This window comes from Paratissierella segnis, assembly GCF_014385195.1.
Lineage (GTDB): Bacteria > Bacillota > Clostridia > Tissierellales > Tissierellaceae > Paratissierella > Paratissierella segnis.
The window spans coordinates 274,144-293,921 of the sequence record NZ_JACRTG010000018.1; the positions used below are offsets into that span (position 1 = coordinate 274,144).

A 19,778-nucleotide genomic window follows, 5' to 3' on the forward strand; every position below is an offset into this window, starting at 1 on the left:
TGTTTTGCATCTGGGGAAAAGTATGATAGAATAATTTAGTTAGGGGAAAAATAGGAAACATCTAGAATAGAAGGGAACTAAGTATGAATATAAAAAGAGAAGACGTAAGAAATATTGCAATAATAGCCCATGTTGATCATGGCAAGACTACATTGGTGGATAGCCTGCTGAGACAATCAGGGATATTTAGAGAAAATCAAGTAGTAGAAGAAAGGGTAATGGATTCCAATGATATCGAAAGAGAAAGAGGAATTACCATATTATCAAAAAATACATCGGTGCACTATAAAGGAACTAAAATCAATATCATAGATACTCCCGGACATGCCGACTTTGGAGGAGAAGTAGAACGAGTACTAAAGATGGTCAGCGGAGTATTGTTACTGGTTGACGCTTTTGAAGGACCAATGCCACAGACTAAATTTGTACTTAAAAAGGCTTTGGAATTGAATTTAAGGGTAATAGTATGTATAAATAAGATAGATAGACCGGAGGCTAGACCGGAGGAAGTAATAGATGAGATATTGGATTTATTTATTGAATTAGGAGCAAATGAAGACCAATTAGAGTGCCCCTTTGTATTTACATCTGCAAAACAAGGGACAGCAACCCTAGATGCAAATGGAGAAGGCGAAGATATGAGCATATTATTTGAAACCATATTGGAATATATCCCTGCTCCGGAAGGAGATGAGGATGCTCCTCTTCAAGTGCTCATATCTACCATAGATTACAATGACTATGTAGGAAGAATAGGAATAGGAAAGATTGAAAGAGGTAAGATTGTAACAAATCAAGAAGGAATAATAGTTAATCTATTAGATGAAACAAAGAAAGAAAAAGTAAAAATAGGTAAAGTATTTGAATTTGAAGGATTGAATAGAGTAGAGGTGGAATCTGCAAAAGTAGGAAGCATAATAGCTGTAACAGGGATTGAACATATTCATATAGGGGATACAATTTGCCCTGTTGACAATCCTGAGCCGTTGTCATTTGTTAAGATTTCAGAGCCTACGCTTGCTATGACCTTTTCAGTAAACGACAGTCCATTTGCCGGCCGTGAGGGAAAATATGTCACGTCCAGACAGATTAGAACCAGATTATATAGAGAGCTTCAAACGGATGTCAGTTTACGGGTAGAAGATACGGAGTCAACAGATGCTTTTAAAGTATCTGGAAGAGGAGAATTGCATCTGTCTGTACTAATAGAAAATATGAGAAGAGAAGGCTATGAATTTCAAATATCTAAACCGGAAGTCTTGTACAAAACAATCGATGGAAAGAAAATGGAACCAATTGAAAAGGTAACTATAGATGTATCAAATGAATTTATAGGGACAGTAATTGAAAAACTCGGTATGCGAAAAGGCGAGTTAATAAACATGTCAGAGGCAAACAGCGGATATGCCAGGACAGTATTTTCTATTCCTGCTAGAGGACTTATAGGTTATAGACAGGAATTCATGACGGATACAAAGGGCAATGGTATATTGAACTCGGTATTTGATGGTTATGCCTCATATAAAGGAGATATACCCAGAAGACCGTTGGGGTCGATTATAGCGTTTGAAACCGGAGAATCTACTGCTTACGGACTATATTCAGCTCAGGAGAGAGGTACTTTATTTATAGGACCGGGAGTTCAGGTATATGAGGGTATGATAGTCGGGTCAAATCCAAAGGGACTTGATATAGAGGTAAATGTAACTCGAAAAAAACAACAGACAAATATGAGAGCTTCCGGAAGTGATGAGACTTTGAGACTATCTCCGCCAAAGGAAATGTCTTTAGAAGAAGCACTTGAATTTATTGAAAATGACGAGTTAATCGAAGTAACACCGTTAAACTTTAGAATAAGAAAAAGAATATTGAACTCAAGTAAAAGATATAAATCAAAGAAAAACAGTTAATCAATTCACAATTAAAGGATAGTGAAGAGGTAAGAACTAAGAGTGAAGAGTTGCTAGGATCCGATTCACCTTAAGAGCAAATTAATGTTGGAAGGATCTCCGGTTTTGAATTGTGAACTGTGAATTGTGAACTGCGAATTGATACAGGGGGATATGAATGGAACATTTTGTTGATGGGTATTTATGGCTTTTGCATAATTTAATATGGATAAATATCTTACTTGCAATATTATTGGTATTTTTTGAAAGAAGAAATCCGACTTCTACTTGGTTATGGCTTATGGTAATAGCTTTTCTTCCGGGGTTTGGGTTTATATTATATCTTTTTCTGGGGCAGGATTTATCCAAGAAAAGAGTATTTAAAACGAAAGAAGAAGAGGATAATTGCTTTCAAATAATGGCCGAAAGCCAAGGCGAGCAGATAGAACAAAATGAATTTTCATTAAAAGATCCCAATTTTCATCGCTATGAAGATATTATCAAAATGCATTTAATAAGCAGTCAATCCTTCTTATCAATGGACAATAAGGTAGATTTATATTTCCATGGAAAAGATAAATTCAATGCTCTTATGAAAAGCATAGAAAAAGCTGAAAAATATATTTACATGGAATACTATATTTTTAAAAGAGACGAATTAGGTAGGAAGATAATGGATGCCCTAACAAAGAAAGCAAAATCCGGAGTAGAGGTTAAACTATTGGTGGATGGAATGGGCGGGAGGACATTAACCAGAAGATTTCTAAAACCTCTTAAAGATGCAGGTGGTGAAGCAGCAATATTTTTACCGCCATTTGTTCCCTTTATAAGTGTAAGAATTAACTATAGAAATCATAGGAAAATTTGTATTATAGATGGGAAAGAGGCGTATCTTGGAGGGATGAATATCGGGAATGAATATTTAGGATATTCAAAGAGACTTGGAAAATGGAGGGATACCCATATCAAAGTTGAAGGGTCAGCTATAAGCAGCCTGCAATGGCGGTTTTCTTTAGACTGGCGATTTGCTACTAAAAAGGGAATAGAAAACTGTTTCAGCTACCTTCCGGAAGAAAATAAAGATAACCATGTTGGCATGCAAATAGTATCCAGTGGGCCTGATTCCAAATGGGCAAGCATTAAGGATGGATATCTTAAGATGATATCCAATGCAAGGGATAAAGTTTATATTGAGACACCTTATTTTATACCTGATGACAGTATCTTTGAAGCGCTGAAACTTGCCGGATTATCGGGGCTGGATGTGCGTGTTATGATACCGAATAAACCCGATCACCCCTTTGTATATTGGGCAAGTTTAAGCTATATAGGAGAATTACTTGAAGCAGGAGTAAAATTTTTCACTTATGAAAAAGGGTTTCTCCATTCTAAAGTTGTTATAATGGATGATTTTGTATCCTCGGTAGGTACTGCCAATTTAGATATCAGAAGTTTTAAACTAAATTTTGAAGTCAATGCATTTATGTACGATGAAACTATAAATCTTAAATTAACTGAGCACTTTTTAAATGATTTAACGGATTGCAGAGAAATTACATTAGAAGGGTATAATAAAAGATCTAATTTTGTTAAATTTAAAGAATCATTTTCAAGATTGTTGTCCCCTATATTGTAATGATTAAAAGAATATAATATACACCTCTGGATAAAATAATTCCGAGGTGATTTTTTTGAAAAATAATAGAACTATATTGCTAATTATCTCTTTATTTGTAGTATTACTATTTGGGTGTAATAGAGAAAATACACAAACTGAATATAAGCCGAAGGATAAGGCGCCAAGAAGTTTAAGAGAATTATCGGCTGGGATAGATGATATTTTAAATAAAGTAGATGAAATAGAAAAATTAAATTTAAATATACCTTCAAAAGAGCAGCAGCAACAATCACAAGTCAATCCCTCAAGTCAATCGGAGAGTAATAGACAAAATGGCACATCCGGTAGTGATGGCGGTGACGGTGGAAGTAACCAAGGTGAGCGGTCAAACGATGAATCTCAGGGTGAATCAGGTCAGCAGCAACAACAAACAGGCAAACAACAAAAACCTTTGTCTAAAGAAGAAATGATTAAAAATTCTTGGGATGGAATGCAATTAAAACTTGAAGGGATTCACACCAATTGGAATAATTATGAAGCAGAAGGAATGAAAAAAGGCTTAACACAAGAAGCATCGGATAAATTTGAGACGTCTCTAAATAGCTTGACAAAGGCAGTTGAAAATAAAAACATAATAGAAATATATGATTCAGCCAGCAATTCTTATTTGAATTTAAAACCTTTTTATGATCTATATCAAGATGAAATAAGCGGAGATATATATACAATCAGATATGCAGCAAATCAAGCGTATTTGAAGGCTGTTCAAGGGGACTTAGAAGGTGCTATCAATTTATTAAATGGCAGAGAAGAGAATATAAATAAAATACGGTTGAAACAAGAAGAAGATGAGGATCCTGAAAGGGTTGAAAAAATATCTTTGAGTCTTGCTGATTTTAGAAAGGCATTGGAAGAAAACAGTAGACATTTATTTATGATAAAGAAAGATGTAATATTAGAAAATTTAAGAAATGTTGAAGATTAGGGCGGTCTAAGACCGCCTAGTTATTCTGGATTTTACCTTCAACTTTCTAACTTAACTTTTACTTTTAATTCTTAATTTTAAATTATTAATTGTGAACTGTGAACTGTGAATTGTGAATAGGTAATTCCTGTACCTTTTCAATTATTTTCAAAATTGTTTTAACGGCTAATTCCATACCTTGGATTGAAATATATTCATATTTACCATGGAAGTTTAAACCACCGGTAAATAAATTAGGACAAGGCAATCCTTCATATGAGAGTCTAGCGCCATCAGTTCCGCCTCTTATAGGTTGGATTATAGGTTTTATACCTATATCCATCATTGCTTCTTTAGCCATATCTACAATATAAATAACAGGTTCAATCTTCTCCTTCATATTATAATAAGAATCATTTATCTCCAAACTGATTTTATCATCATATTTGTAATTAAGAAAATCCACAATTTTTTCAAGATTTTTTTTCTTAGCTTCAAACTTTTCCATGCTGTGGTCTCTAATTATATAATTCATTGTTGTACTTTCAACATCTCCGTTAAAACCGGTAAGATGATAAAAACCGTCATAGCCTTCAGTGTACTCAGGTTTTTCATTCACAGGGAGTAGATTATTAAGTTCTGTGGCGATTAACATGGAATTAATCATTTTATCTTTAGCGGTTCCCGGGTGAACATTTCTTCCTTGTATTACAATACGGGCAGAAGCGGCATTGAAGTTTTCATATTCCAATTCTCCTATAGAGCCGCCATCCACCGTATATGCAAAATCAGCGCCAAATTTTTCAACATCAAAGAAATCTGCTCCTCGCCCAATTTCCTCATCCGGAGTGAAGCCTATTTTTATTTTTCCATGTGGAATTTCCGGATTTTGTATCAAATATTCCATGGCTGTAATTATTTCAGCAATTCCAGCCTTGTCATCTGCGCCCAAAAGCGTTGTACCATCTGTAGTAATCAAATCATGACCAATATAATCATTTAGTTCGGGAAAATCTGCAGTACGAAGAACGATATTTTTTTCCGCATTGAGTGTTATATCCCCACCTTTATAATCCTTGATAATTTTTGGGTTTACATCCTTCCCGGACATATCCGGGCTTGTGTCCATATGAGCAACAAATCCTATGGTCGGTACATCCTTTACCATATTTGTCGGCAATGTTGCCATTACATAGCCGTTGTTATCAACGCTTACCTCCTTTAGACCTATTTCTTTTAATTCCTTTACCAAAATCTTGGCAAATTCTTTTTGATTTTTGGTGCTGGGAACAGACGTAGAATTTCCGTCGGAAGTTGTTTCAAACTTAACATAATTTAAAAACCTATTCACTAAATTTTCCAAACCTAAAACCTCCTTTATACATATTATATAATATAGTATATCTATAAATATAAATTATTTGTAAAAAATTGCAATTATTTGTAAGAAATTTATTATTTAGATAGCTGAAAAAAGTAGTATAATTATGAATTGTTGGGGAAAAGTATTAAATTTAAATTTATAATAAAGGTGTCAATTTGATAGGCAAAGGAGTAATAATGAATGAATTAGCTGAAGATAAAATATTGAAGGAAGAAATAGAGCAAATGCGGCAACAATTATACGCATTTATAGATGCAGAATTTCCCAGTGAAAGAATAGTAAGTTTTAGTCAAGAGCTAGATTTGTTGATAAATAAGTATAATAAGTGAGAAAAGTATGGTGGATGGAATTCAAGTACATCCACTATATTTTTCTCAGATCATGATTATAAATTCGGGAATCTTCATAGGTATCTCAAAATTATTTAACTACTAAAAATAATAGTCCCAATATGGCTACAAATATTATAAGACCAATTAAGGTAAAAAACAGTTTTTTACTCGTATAAAATAACTTCATAAAAAACATCACTCCTTTTGTTTTACTAATAATCTATTTAGCAAATAATATTTTTATACCCATTTTAATTATTTGGGTATTAAAAAATTATATAAAATAGTGTATTATATAATATAGTAGGAGGAGGGAAAAAATTGATTAAAATATTAAGTGATACTTGTTGTGATTTACCGGAGGATATAATAGAGGAATATGATATTGACATTTTACCAATCGTTGTATTAAAAGGTGAAAAAGAATATTTGGATCGAGTAACTATTGATGCCATCGACGTATATAATGGGATGAGAAATGGGGAAATTTATAAGACAGCACAAATACCGCCAAGCACATTTCAAAAAAAATTTGAAGAATATGCAAAGAATAATGTATCTTGCATATATTTAGCATTTTCTTCAGGACTATCAGGCACTTATCAGACATCGGTCATTGTATTAGAAGGCATAAAGGAACAGTATCCTGATTTTGATATGGATATAATAGATACAAAGGCAGCCTCAGTTGGATTTGGACTAATCGTTTTAGAAGCAGCAAAACTGGCAAAAGAAGGAAAATCAAAAGAGGAAATTCTAAAAGCTATTAACTTTTATAAGGAAAATGTCGAACATATAGTATATGTAGATAATATTGAATATCTCTACAGGGGTGGAAGAGTATCTAGAACTCAATCAGTAGTTGGTGGACTGTTAAATATTAAACCCATAATAGAAATGAAAGATGGAAAACTTGTACCGTTTGATAAAGTAAGAGGTAAAAACAACGGATATAAAAAATTACTTGATACAATGGCTGAAAGAGGTAAAGCAGCTGATTTTACTAAACAGATCATAGGCATAAATCATGCAGATGATATAAATGGTGCATTGAAGCTGAAAGAGTTAATAGAAGAAAGATTTGGAGCAAAAGAATTTGTGATAAATATAATTGGTGCAACCATAGGAGCTCATGTCGGTCCGGGAACTTTATCAATATTTTTTCTTCGTGAGAATTATGAATAATAGTGTGGTTCTTGTAATTTTGAAGATATTCTAACCCGTTTTGCGTCGGTACATTCACAAGAGTTCCCAGAATAAACTAAAGATAAACTGCATTAATTGCGGTAATATGTCTTATATCAGAGGACACGGTTTTAGTTTGTGAATTGACTAAACGAAAGAGGGGATACTATGCAGATATTGAGTAAAAGTTTAGCAATCATTTTTTTGGTTCTTCTTTTTTTAGGCTTATTTTTATTTTATGTCTCTGTCACAGACTACAAACCGGATACGGTAGAAATGCTAGCTATTAATAACAATCAAGTTAAAACAATAGCGCTTAATGAACCCATAACTATAACAACATATAACATTGGTTATGCAGGGCTGGATGAAGAACAGAACTTCTTTGCTGATGGAGGCAAAAACTCCAGAGCTTCAAATTTAGATAAAGTAAAAGAAAATCTAGAAGAAATAGTGAATACCATAGATAAGATAAATCCGGATGTATTTATGTTACAAGAAGTAGATGTAAAGTCCAGCAGAAGCTATAAGATAAATCAAAAAGAATATCTGAGCATTAAGTATCCAAACTATAGTTATGTATTTGGCAAGAATTATGACGTATCATGGGTACCTGTGCCTGTGTTTAAGCCAATGGGGGAAATCAAATCCGGAATTGCTACTTACTCTAAATTTTACACAAAAAGTTCCCATAGATATGATTTACCCGGTAAAGAAAAATGGCCTACTCAGTTATTTGAATTGGATAGGTGTTTCACAGAAACCAGATATCAAGTAGAAAATGATAAGGATTTAGTAGTCATAAACTTGCATCTATCCGCTTTTGAAGAAGGTGGATTTATTAGACAACAGCAACTTTTCTTTTTAAAAGAGCATTTAAATGAAGAATATAAAAAAGGTTCATATATAGTTGTGGGAGGAGATTGGAATCACAATCTGCCCGATACAGACCCATATCAATTTTCTCATGAAGAATCATGGCCTTTTTGGTTAAAGAATCTTCCCGATGATTTTAGCGTTGATGGATATAATTGGGCAATAGATTATGCTGTACCCACTGTTAGAACTATGGAAACAGAATATAAAAAAGGCTATAATTTTCTTGCTTCAATAGATGGCTTTTTAGTTTCAGATAATATAGAAATAAATTACACAACTACGACGGATACATATTTTAAAAATACTGATCATAATCCGGTGACTGTGGAAATAATATTAAGATAGCTTTAAAAAAATAACAAAACTATAGACAAATGGATTTAGAAGTAGTATAATAAATTTTGTCGTTTGGTTTTGCACTTTTAGCTCAGCTGGCAGAGCACCTGACTCTTAATCAGGGTGTCCAGGGTTCGAATCCCTGAAGGTGCACCATAGTGAAATCAAGGCTTACAGGCTATTGCTGTAGGCCTTTTTTATATTTTATTCTTACTCTACCCTTATCTATAATTATTATAAAGGTATATTTTATATTTAAACTTGTGATATAATGATGTAAAGCAAGAATAATTTATACATTTATAAGATGAGAATTAACTAAATCATGGATAAATTGGAGGGGTACAAATGTTAGTAAAAAATCATATGCTTACTAAAGAGAAACTAACTATCGTTGATTTAGAGGAGACAATTGAAAACACTTTAAAGAGGATGGGGCAAGAGAGTTTTTTATCATTACCTGTGGTAAATAACGGAGATTTAGCTGGAATAATTATGAAAGAGACAATATATAGAGGCTATGTTGAAGAAGGATATGACAATTTTCAGGACTACATCACCAACAAAAAAGTCAAAGATATCTACACCAATAAGGTTCGTTTTATACATGAAACGGATGAAATAGAAAAAGCATCTCATGTGTTAGGGGAACTTAAAATACCATTTTTAGCAGTTTTGGATTCCAACAATAAATTCACGGGGATATTGACTCATCGTGCAATATTCAATACATTTTCCAATATGCTTGGGATAAACAAAGGCTCTTCCAAATTGGTAATAGATTTGCGTGATATCTCGGGGGAATTAGCAAGATTGACCAATCTAATCAAAGAGGAGAATATAAATATATCCAATATAGCTATGATGGATTCAAAAATAGAAGACAATGTAAGAATAGTTTTAAAACTTGACATTGATGATACAAAAAGTTTAACAGATAAAATAAGAAACTCAGGCTTTATTGTCGAGAATTAACCTATATAATATCAAAGACACATTGGTTATAAGGGGACAGATAATGGAAACAATTTTTCAAGAATTATTGGCTTTTTTATCAATTGAATTTACAGTAATGCTTACTGCAGCTTTGCCTGTTATAGAAGTTAGAGGAGCTATTCCCGCAGGAATTTCATTAGGATTATCGCCGCTGCATTCCTTACTTCTAAGTCTTATTGGGAGTATGATACCAGTACCATTTATACTATTTTTGATTAGACCGATATTTAATTATATGAAAAAGACCAAAACTTTTAAGAAGTTGGTGTTTAGTTTAACCAACCGTTCCATGAATAAATCCGAAAATATTCGGAAATATGGAGTATGGGGCTTGCTGGTTTTTGTAGCTATTCCTTTACCGGGAACAGGAGTATGGAGTGGCAGTTTAATTGCAGCCTTATTGAATATGAGATTTAAATTGGCATTTCCGGCTATTTTTGTCGGTAATACAATAGCAGGGATACTGATTATGACTCTAACGAACGGAGTGATTAATGTATTTGGGTAGTATAATAAAATCTATGTATAATAATCTTTAACCTTCTTATACTAAAACAAAGTGTATAAGGAGGTTTTTTATGTCTACTAAAATATGTCCACATTGTCAACAATTGTTTTCAGGTGAAGATGAAATCTGTGAAAGCTGTAAGTTTATAAAGGCAAAAAAGATAGAAGAATTGGCAGATTTAGCAGGAACTATAGAGACATTAGCTATATTACGTGCTGTAAAAGACGATAATAATAAAGATTTTACTTAAACTAAAGAGTATTAATATTTTGTATAATTAGTCGATATATGTATATATATGATATTTTTTAATTATTTTAAACCACATATCAACAAACTATGATGGGACAAGCAATTACCCTATATTTTATAAAAGTTTGATTAAATCAATTATAGCATTAAAAGATATTTTAGATAGGAGGACATAGACATGAAAAGTATTAAGACAAGACTTATAATTTCATTTTTGGTTCTTGTAATTATATCGAGTACGATATTAGGATTTTTAGCATTAAGGACAGGGACCGATGTGATAACAGCGCAATTGGAGACTAATCTTACTGAAAAAGCTAAGGAGGCTTCAAATCTTACATATAGTAGAATCGAAACACAAATAAAGATTTTGGAAACAATTGCTCAAAGAGAAGATATTGAAAGTATGGATTGGGAATTGCAGCAGCCTGTATTGCAAAAAATTAAGATAAATTCTAACTTATTGGAAATAGGAATATTGCAAGAAGATGGGAAAATACATTATTCATCAGGGATGTTTGATGAGATCTCAGATGATGATTTTGTTAAAAAAGTTCGGGAAGGAAAACCCAGTATATCAGACATATATGTCAGTAAGGCATCAAACAGCATAGCCTTAATGGGAGGAGTACCAATCAAAAATGACAATAAAACAGTTGGGATTTTAATCGGTAGATTATATGGCAATACTTTGAGCAATATATCCAACGATATGAAATATGGAGAAAAAGGCTATGGATTTATGATAAATAAACAGGGGACAGTTGTAGCGCATCCGGATATAGGAATAGTTTACGATCGATTTAATCCTATAGAAGGGGCAAAAAGAGATGAAAGTATGACCGAATTGTCATCATTATTTGAAAAGATAATTGCGGAGCAAAAAGGATTTTCTTCATTTACACACGATGGAGAGGATAAAATAGCAGGATATTATCCTATAACCGGGACACCATGGATCATGGTAGTAGAAGCTGACCGAGATGAGGCACTTGCACCAATAGCTAAATTAAAAAATAATATATTTCTTTTAGTTGGTTTGATTGTTTTATTATGTATTGCTCTAACTTATATAATTGGAAATTCAATTACGAAGCCAATTGTTAAATCAATTGATCATTCCAAGAAAATTGCTGATTTGGATATTTCGGAGGATTTCCCTGATGATTTAATAACGAGAAGTGATGAAATAGGTGAAATAGCCAAAGCATTCCAAAATATTACAGAGAATCTGCGAGAAGTCATCAATGAAGTAAGCAATTCTTCAGAACAGGTATCAGCTTCTTCGGAAGAGCTGACAGCTACTTCTCATCAATCAGCTGTGGTAACGGAAGAAATATCCAAAATCATTGAGGATATAGCAAGAAGAGCACATGAACAAGCCTTGAGTACTGAAGAAGGAGCTTCAAAAGCAGTTTTGCTTGAAGAATCAATAGAAAGGAATCATGTACATACTCAAGAGATGACTAAGGCATCTAAAAATGTTTCGGAAGTAGTCGAAGAAGGGCTCGAAGAAATCCAAGGATTATTTGACATTACAGAAGAAAATAAAGTAGCGCTAAAGGCAATTCAAGATGTAATATTAAAAACACATGACAATTCCGACAAAATAGGCGAGGCAAGCAAAGTTATCGCATCCATAGCCAAACAAACCAATCTTCTGGCTTTAAATGCGGCAATAGAAGCAGCAAGAGCAGGAGAATCCGGGCGTGGATTTGCAGTTGTAGCAGAAGAAATCAGGAAGTTGGCAGAGCAATCCACTGTATTTTCAAACTCTATAGATGAAATAGTATTGGAATTACAACAAAATGCAGAAAATGCGGTAGAAATCATGAACAGAGTATCGGAAATAGGGCTTGAACAGGTGGATAAAGTTGCAAATAGCAAAGACAAATATCAATTGATTGGACAAGCAATGGATGCTGAAATCGAAGCAGTAGTCCAAGTTTATAAATCAGGTCGAGAGATGGGAAAAATAATCGACGAAATATTGGAAACATTGAAAAGCTTAACCTCAATTGCCGAAGACAATTCAGCAGCGACACAGGAAGTATCAGCTTCAATGGAAGAACAATCGGCATCAATCGAAGAAATTGCAGGTGCTAGTGAAGGACTGTCAAATCTGGCTCAAGACCTTAGTCAAGTGATAAATAGATTCAAATATTAGTAAGTATAAGAATTTTTAAGGGGGTTAGGGATGTGGAAGATTCAAAAGACAAGAAAACATTTGACATTCGGAGATTTGCAGATAGAATTAAATCTTTAAATTATAACAGTATCAAAGGGAAATTGATTATCTATTTTTCAATTGTTATACTTTTATCTTCTCTGACATTGGGTTTCATCTCAGTAAGAAGAGCTTCTGCTGGTATTGTTGAAGAATCTCAAAAAATGTTGTCTAAACTTGTGAAAGAAGATTCTAAGCTGATACAAAGTCGTCTCGAAACTCAGAAAAGAACATTGGAAATGATAGCAAATATCACCGAAATTAGGGGCATGAATTGGTTTGCTCAATTGCCTATATTAAAAAGTCAAGTTCAAAATACAGAATTTATAAATTTGGGTGTTATAAATTTGAGCGGAAACATAAATTATGTTGATGGAAATTCAATCAAATTGGAATCTGATGACCCGTTGTTTAAGGTAATTGAAGGCGAAAGCAGTATAAATATTATTAAAAGTCAGGTAAACGATGAACTTGTGCTTGCATATGTTACACCGATTGAGAGAGCAGGAAGAACGGTTGGTGGATTATTAGGCTATATGGATATTAAGACTCTAAGCGATATTACAGACGATACGGGTTATGGTGAATTGGGATATGCATATATGATAGATAATAATGGCAATACAATTGCTCATCCGGATCAAGAAAAGGTCTTAGCAGGATACAATCCATTAGTAGAAGTGGAAAATGACAAAAGCATTAAATCCCTTGCAGCTCTGTTTGAAAAAATTTTAGAACAAAGGTCTGGATTAGAGGAATATTCTTATCAAGGAAATGACATGTTTGCAGGATTTACACCTATTGAAGAAACAGATTGGCTATTAGTTGTTACAGCGAATAAACAAGAGGCGTTATCTGCAATCCCAAAGTTAAGAGTTATGATTACATTGGCAACTATCTTTATTTTAGTTATAAGTATTACTGTTACATATATGGCGGGGCATGTAATAGCAAAACCTATATTAGGAGTAGTTGAATATTCAAAACAAATAGCGAATTATGATATGACTACTGATGTATCCTTAAGGGATTTGGAAAGAAAAGATGAGACGGGAATATTGTCTAGGGCTTTTCAAAGTATAATTGATAATTTTAGAACGGTAATTCAAGACGTATATAATACATCTGAACGAGTTCAAGAATCATCTAAGGAGTTGACAGCTACGTCAAAACAATCTGCACTTGCAGCTGAAGAAGTTACGAAAACAGTAGAAGAAATTGCAAAGGGAGCTTCAGACCAAGCATTAAGCACCGAAGAAGGCTCTTCAAAGGCGATTTTATTAGGAGATTCCATAGATCAAAACAAGATTTATATAGAGAAACTAAGGGTGCAAGGGGAAATAATAACTGCAGCCGTTGAAGATGGATTGAGAGAAATTGAAAGATTGACTAAAGCAGCAGATGATAGTATAACTGCTATAAAAGAGATTAATGATGTTATCTTGCAGACGAATGAAAGCTCAAATAAGATAGGAAAAGCTAGCAAGGTAATAGCCTCAATAGCGGAACAAACCAATCTTCTGGCTTTAAATGCTGCAATAGAAGCTGCAAGAGCCGGGGATGCAGGTAGGGGATTTGCAGTAGTAGCTGATGAAATAAGAAAATTAGCTGAAGAATCCTCATCCTCAACCGGTGATATAGATAAAATTGTTGTAGAATTGCAAAGAAATTCCGGGAATGCAGTCAAGACCATTGGAATGGTATCCGGTATTGCAAATGATCAGACAAAAGGCGTTATGAGCAGCAAGGAAAAATATATCTTGATTACAGAAGCAATCGAAGAAGCAATAGCTGATATCGAAAATCTATATAAATCCGGTCAAAAAATGGAAAAAATGAAAAATGAAATATTAAATACCCTTCAAAATTTGACTGCAATAGCAGAGGAGAACTCAGCATCTACAGAAGAAGCCTCAGCTTCTATGGAACAGCAAGCTGCATCTATTGAAGAAATAGCAAAAGCCAGTGAAGGATTGACTACTTTAGCACAAGATCTTTACAACGTTATAAACAAATTTAAATTTTAAATTATAAATCGTGAATTAATTCTTTTGAATTGTGAACTGTGAATTGTGAATTGTGAATTGTGAATTGTGAATTGAATCAAGTTGTGCATTGATATGGAGGTAACCATGGAACAATATGTAGTTTTTGAGAGCAATAATCAAAAATTTGGATTAAGCGTACCACAAGTTGAAAAAGTAATTGAATATAAGGATATAAAAGATATACCTGATTCTTCGGATTATCTGTTGGGATATTTACAATATGATGGGAAATTTTTGCCAATAATAGACTTAAATCTTAGATTGTACAATTTGAGTACCGCTATAAAGAGAGAAAACAAGATTCTTGTAGTCAATTGGAAGGGTGGCTTAGTAGGACTTCTGGTTGAAAAAATAATTGGAATATATAAACTAAGCAAAGATCAATATGAAGAAAAAAATGGCGAATATCAAATTATAAAAGATTATATGAAGGGATTTTTCAATACAGAACATGGCATCATAATAATTTTAGATACTGACAAAGTTTTTACCCCGGAACAAGAAGAAGAAATAAAAGGATTGTCATCTAAAGTGGAGTAGAAACATATATTCGAAAGTAGTGGAGTTGGACTTAATAGTCTATGGATTTAAATCGACTTAAAATGAAATGGTGATTAAAATATGATAAGTAGAATAAAAGTGGGCATATCTGACTACAAAGTGTCTGGCTCACCTGATGTGTTGATGACTTTAGGTCTCGGTTCCTGCGTAGGTATAGCAGTATATGATCCAAAAACTAGGATAGGGGGTTTAAGTCATATTATGTTGCCGGATAGTACCCCTTTTAGCAATAGAGATCTAAAGCCCGAGAAATTTGCGGATTTGGCTATTCCGTTAATGGTATCTAAGATTACAAATGGCAAATTCAATATAGGATTAATTGCTAAAATAGCAGGAGGAGCAAGTATGTTCAACTTCTCGGAATTAAATATGTGTTCAAATATAGGAGAACGCAATGTATTGGCTGTGAAAGAGAAACTAAAGGAAATGGGTATTCCGATTATTGCAAGTCATACAGGTGGAAATATTGGCAGAACGATGGTAGTGAATTTAGATACATTTGAGATAAATATAATGACAGCAAACAGGGAAATAACAAAATTGTAATGAGATATATCTTGAAAAACTTTCTAATCGAGTTTATCAATGGATGAAAATTTCTTATGCAATCTTTTTTAGACAGGAGGTAAAGACCTATACATCACTTCTATGGGAGACAAAGAATATATGGGTTTTAAATAAATATGACCGAAAGACATATAAAAAAGATTCAGGCAGTGGCCATAGGAGCCTCAACAGGAGGACCAAGTGCTTTAGAATATTTAATCAGTAAATTGCCAAAGGACTTGGATGTTCCGATTTTTATTGTACAGCATATGCCAAAGGGTTTTACTACATCCTTTGCAGCTAGGCTTGATAAAGCATCACAGGTTAAAGTAGTAGAAGTTGAAGATAAAATGAAAATTGAAAAAGGCTTTGTGTTTATTGCACCGGGTGATTTTCATATGACTGTTGAAAGAAATACAATAAGGTTAGATTCCAGAGCTAAGCTTTTCGGTGTAAGGCCTTGTGTGGATTATTTGTTTAAATCGGCATCTGAGGTTTATGGAGAAAACCTTCTGGGAATCATACTGACAGGTATGGGAAAAGATGGCTCAGAGGGTATGTCCACCATAAAAATTAACGGAGGTTACAACATTGCACAAGATGAAGAATCTTCTGTCATTTATGGTATGCCCGGCAATGCGGTGCAAAGAGGAGTAGTTGATAGTATCTTGAGTTTAGAGGAGATATCCAAAGTATTAAACAACTTAACAAAGGTGAAATAATGGAATTAAACTATGAAGGATTTTATCGATTTGTAAGAGATGAGTTGAATGTAGACTTGAATGCGTATAAAGAGAAACAGCTTAAAAGACGTATTGCTACAGTAATGAAAAGCTCCGGAGCTTTAACTCTTGAGGATTATTCAGAGTTGATAGCAAGTGATGAAGTTATAAGAAACAAATTTTTAGATTATATAACGATAAACGTAACAGAGTTTTATAGAAATAAAGATATATTTACCGACTTTGAATTTATATTAAGAGATTACTTAAACCGTCAATTCAAGAATATTAAGATATGGAGCGCAGCTTGTTCAATCGGAGCAGAACCATATTCTTTGGCAATGATATTGGATAAAAACAATATTAAAACCAATGAAAAGATAATAGCTACCGATATAGACGACAATATCTTGAAAAAGGCAAAAGATGGTGTATTCAAGGATTTTGAAATCAAAAATTTGGATAAGAAAGATTTGGACAAGTATTTCATTGAAAAGGAAAATAAATATTATATTAAAGATAATATTAAAGGGATGGTATCATTTAAAAAGCATGACTTGGTACTGGATAAATATCAAAAGGGATTCCACGCAATTATTTGCAGGAATGTAATTATATATTTAAAAAGTGAAACTAAAGATGAGATTTATAAGAAATTCAATGAATCTTTAGTAAAAGGTGGGATTTTGTTTACAGGTGCCACTGAGGCAATATATAATCCAAAAGAATTTGGGTTCAAGAAAATTTCAACCTTTATTTATGAAAAAATATAGGGTTCAAAATAGGAGGTGTTATTATGGATGATGAAAGTAAATATAGAGAATTGTTCTTTGAAGAATCTGATGAATATATACAGACTTTAAATGACTGTTTACTGGAATTAGAAAAAAACCCGAATGAAAAAAGTATAATAGATGAGATTTTCAGAGCAGCGCATACTCTGAAAGGTATGGCAGCTACAATGGGTTATAAAACTATGCAAAGCTTAACTCATCATATGGAAAATGTATTTTCTTTTGTTAAAGATGGGACTGTGAAAGTTAGCTCAGAGATTATAACTTTGCTATTTAAATGTTTAGACAAGTTGTTGGAAATCATAGAAGATTTAAGAAATGAAAAATATATAGAATATGATATAGATGATTTGCTAAAAGAATTGGACAACATTGGGAAAAAGGATACTCAGCAAGTTAAAAAGGGAAATAAAGTAGATTTAACAAGTAAAATAAGCGATACTGATTTAATGGTCATAAACAGTGCCATAGATCAAGGGTTCAATGCCTACAATATAATCGTAAAATTGTCCGAAGATTGTCAGCTAAAAGGAGCAAGGAGCTATTTAGTAGTAAATAGATTGGAAGGAATAGGTGAAATAATTCATTCAGATCCGGCACCGGAGAAGCTGGAAGAGGGAGAATTTGATTTTGAATTCAGGTTAATATTTTTGTCAAAGCAAAGCAAAGATATAGTATTTGAAAAAATAGATGAAATTTCTGAAATAGATGATATCATAATAGAAGAGATAGATAAAGATTTTTCAGCCGGGGAAGAAAAAACAAACAATAATCCGGATAATAAAATAAAAAAAACGAAATTAAAAGATTTAGGAAAAACCGAAATCAATACTCATAACCATGCGAATCAATCCATTAGGGTGGATTTAAGCAGACTGGATCATTTTATGAATTTAGTGTCTGAATTGGTCATATATAGGAACAGATTAGATGACATCAGCAGTAGATTTGAGTTTAAAGAAATTAACTCAACACTTGAGCAGATTACCAGAATTACATCTGATTTGCAGGATTTGGTATTGAAAATCAGAATGCAGCCCGTAAGCGTTGTTTTCAACAGATTTCCCAGAATGATGAGAGATTTGTCAAAGGATTTAGAAAAAGAATTTGAATTTGCAGTTGAAGGTGAAGAAACAGAATTGGATAGGACAGTAATCTCTGAACTTGGAGAACCTCTGGTACATCTTTTAAGAAATGCAGCAGACCATGGAATAGAGCACGCAGAGGATAGAGTTATTCTTGGCAAGCCAAAATCAGGACTTATAAAGTTGACTGCATATCAGGAAGGAAATAAGGTTGTAATAACTGTCAGTGATGATGGCGGAGGCATAAAGTCCGAAAACATAGGTAAAATATTTGACCAAGGTTTTTCTACAACAAAAGAGGTAAATAACATCTCCGGCAGAGGTGTTGGGATGGATGTAGTGAAACAGAAAATTTTAAGTTTAGGTGGTTCTATAGACGTCAAGAGTGAGGTAAATAAGGGTTCAATATTTACCATAAACCTGCCATTGACTCTGTCCATTATACAATCCTTAATGATAAAGGTAGGTGAAGAAATATTTGCACTGCCTTTAGGTATCATAGAAAAGGTAGTCGAAATCGAAAATGAGGAAATAATAAAGTCTCATGCAAACGAAGTTTATATCTATAGAGATCAAGCAATTCCGGTTATTCGATTGGATAAAAAGTTATCCATCGAATCCAACAGTGATGAAAAGCATCTTATTATCATTTCACTAGGTTCACAGCCCTATGGGCTCTTAGTAGATGAATTGATAGGCCAGCAAGAGATAGTCATCAAGAAACTGGGAGGTGTGCTAAAGAATGTAAAAGAATACCTTGGAGCTACAATCCTAGGCAATGGTGATATCATCCTAATATTGGATGTAGGCAATATATGTGCGGAAGGGAAGATTGAATAGATTGAAAACAAACGAGTTTAGTGATATGCAATTGGATATTATTAAAGAACTTACAAACATAGGTGGCGGAAATGCAGCTACAAGCATCTCTCATTTAATCGATAAACCAATAAATATGTCAGTACCTACGACAGAAATATTAAATTATGATGAAATATTTGAAAAAATAATGCCGGAGGATAAGATGGTTACCGCCATTATCATGAGAATGCTTGGGGGTTGTGAGGGCACATTTCTATTTGTTACTGATGAAGCGGCTTCCTTAGATCTTATAAATATGATGATTTCTAATGGTATAGAAATAAATGAAGAATTGGCTAATTCATGCATCAAGGAACTCGTAAATATTGTAGTAACATCATTTTTAAATGCTATTTCAAAGATGATAGATATTAGTTTCATATCGTCCATACCTCTATTAGCCAAAGATATGTTTGGAGCTATTTTGAGCAGCGTATATATAGAGTCTGAGCAATACGACAACAGTATTTTAATTATTAAAAATGAATTTATATATCAAGGAGATAAGATAGAAGCTTCACTATATTTTATACCAAAACCGGGAGTACTTAAAAAATTATTCAATAAATTAGGATTTTAGGAGGTTTTATA

At 33.2% G+C, this 19,778-nt stretch carries 18 protein-coding genes and 1 tRNA gene; 18 read left to right on the top strand and 1 reads right to left on the bottom strand.

What is annotated here, in order from left to right:
• The first annotated feature begins 83 nt into the window (after positions 1-83).
• The 3 genes from typA (at position 84) to H8707_RS08595 (ending at position 4,492) form a co-directional block, all read left to right on the top strand.
• Positions 84-1,910, top strand: a complete 1,827-nt coding sequence (gene typA, locus H8707_RS08585; RefSeq protein WP_262429729.1) for a translational GTPase TypA — start codon at positions 84-86, stop codon at positions 1,908-1,910.
• A 157-nt stretch (positions 1,911-2,067) separates the two neighbouring features.
• Positions 2,068-3,525 (top strand): cardiolipin synthase, encoded by a 1,458-nt coding sequence (gene cls / locus H8707_RS08590; protein WP_262429730.1) that lies wholly within the window; start codon positions 2,068-2,070, stop codon positions 3,523-3,525.
• A 55-nt stretch (positions 3,526-3,580) separates the two neighbouring features.
• Positions 3,581-4,492, top strand: a complete 912-nt coding sequence (locus H8707_RS08595) for a hypothetical protein (protein WP_262429731.1) — start codon at positions 3,581-3,583, stop codon at positions 4,490-4,492.
• 85 nt (positions 4,493-4,577) lie between these two features.
• Here the strand turns inward: H8707_RS08595 and pepT are convergent, their stop codons facing one another.
• A complete protein-coding gene (gene pepT, locus H8707_RS08600) occupies positions 4,578-5,834 on the bottom strand; it encodes a peptidase T (RefSeq protein WP_262429732.1) in 1,257 nt (418 codons plus the stop codon).
• Positions 5,835-6,031: 197 nt separating this feature from the next.
• Between pepT and H8707_RS08605 the strand changes: the two genes are divergently transcribed.
• The 15 genes from H8707_RS08605 (at position 6,032) to H8707_RS08675 (ending at position 19,767) form a co-directional block, all read left to right on the top strand.
• Positions 6,032-6,184, top strand: coding sequence for an aspartyl-phosphate phosphatase Spo0E family protein (locus tag H8707_RS08605; protein ID WP_262429733.1), 153 nt, complete (start codon positions 6,032-6,034; stop codon positions 6,182-6,184).
• 324 nt (positions 6,185-6,508) lie between these two features.
• Positions 6,509-7,372 (top strand): DegV family protein, encoded by an 864-nt coding sequence (locus H8707_RS08610; protein WP_262429734.1) that lies wholly within the window; start codon positions 6,509-6,511, stop codon positions 7,370-7,372.
• 168 nt (positions 7,373-7,540) lie between these two features.
• Entirely contained in the window at positions 7,541-8,596 is a 1,056-nt protein-coding gene (locus tag H8707_RS08615) for an endonuclease/exonuclease/phosphatase family protein (protein ID WP_262429735.1), read from the top strand.
• 71 nt (positions 8,597-8,667) lie between these two features.
• Positions 8,668-8,743 (top strand) — tRNA-Lys (locus tag H8707_RS08620).
• A 192-nt stretch (positions 8,744-8,935) separates the two neighbouring features.
• Positions 8,936-9,562, top strand: a complete 627-nt coding sequence (locus H8707_RS08625; RefSeq protein ID WP_262429736.1) for a CBS domain-containing protein — start codon at positions 8,936-8,938, stop codon at positions 9,560-9,562.
• Positions 9,563-9,605: 43 nt separating this feature from the next.
• Positions 9,606-10,091, top strand: a complete 486-nt coding sequence (locus tag H8707_RS08630) for a COG2426 family protein (RefSeq protein WP_262429737.1) — start codon at positions 9,606-9,608, stop codon at positions 10,089-10,091.
• A 70-nt stretch (positions 10,092-10,161) separates the two neighbouring features.
• Positions 10,162-10,341: a hypothetical protein gene (locus H8707_RS08635; protein ID WP_262429738.1), complete on the top strand. Its 180-nt coding sequence runs from the start codon at positions 10,162-10,164 to the stop codon at positions 10,339-10,341.
• Between the two features lie 180 nt (positions 10,342-10,521).
• The gene (locus H8707_RS08640; protein ID WP_262429739.1) at positions 10,522-12,510 is read left to right on the top strand and encodes a methyl-accepting chemotaxis protein; all 1,989 of its coding nucleotides are present in this window, start codon (positions 10,522-10,524) and stop codon (positions 12,508-12,510) included.
• 32 nt (positions 12,511-12,542) lie between these two features.
• The gene (locus tag H8707_RS08645) at positions 12,543-14,597 is read left to right on the top strand and encodes a methyl-accepting chemotaxis protein (protein ID WP_262429740.1); all 2,055 of its coding nucleotides are present in this window, start codon (positions 12,543-12,545) and stop codon (positions 14,595-14,597) included.
• A gap of 105 nt (positions 14,598-14,702) precedes the next feature.
• On the top strand, positions 14,703-15,158 hold the full coding sequence (locus tag H8707_RS08650; protein ID WP_262429741.1) for a chemotaxis protein CheW: 456 nt from the start codon (positions 14,703-14,705) through the stop codon (positions 15,156-15,158).
• Between the two features lie 81 nt (positions 15,159-15,239).
• Positions 15,240-15,725, top strand: coding sequence for a chemotaxis protein CheD (locus H8707_RS08655; RefSeq protein ID WP_262429742.1), 486 nt, complete (start codon positions 15,240-15,242; stop codon positions 15,723-15,725).
• 137 nt (positions 15,726-15,862) lie between these two features.
• Positions 15,863-16,447, top strand: coding sequence for a CheB methylesterase domain-containing protein (locus H8707_RS08660; protein WP_262429743.1), 585 nt, complete (start codon positions 15,863-15,865; stop codon positions 16,445-16,447).
• Complete coding sequence (locus H8707_RS08665; protein WP_262429744.1) at positions 16,447-17,220, top strand: CheR family methyltransferase; 774 nt, start codon at positions 16,447-16,449, stop codon at positions 17,218-17,220. The genes H8707_RS08660 and H8707_RS08665 overlap by 1 nt, the downstream gene beginning before the upstream one ends.
• 23 nt (positions 17,221-17,243) lie before the next feature.
• Positions 17,244-19,166, top strand: a complete 1,923-nt coding sequence (locus H8707_RS08670; protein ID WP_262429745.1) for a chemotaxis protein CheA — start codon at positions 17,244-17,246, stop codon at positions 19,164-19,166.
• Positions 19,159-19,767, top strand: a complete 609-nt coding sequence (locus H8707_RS08675; RefSeq protein WP_262429746.1) for a chemotaxis protein CheC — start codon at positions 19,159-19,161, stop codon at positions 19,765-19,767. The genes H8707_RS08670 and H8707_RS08675 overlap by 8 nt, the downstream gene beginning before the upstream one ends.
• Positions 19,768-19,778: the final 11 nt, after the last annotated feature.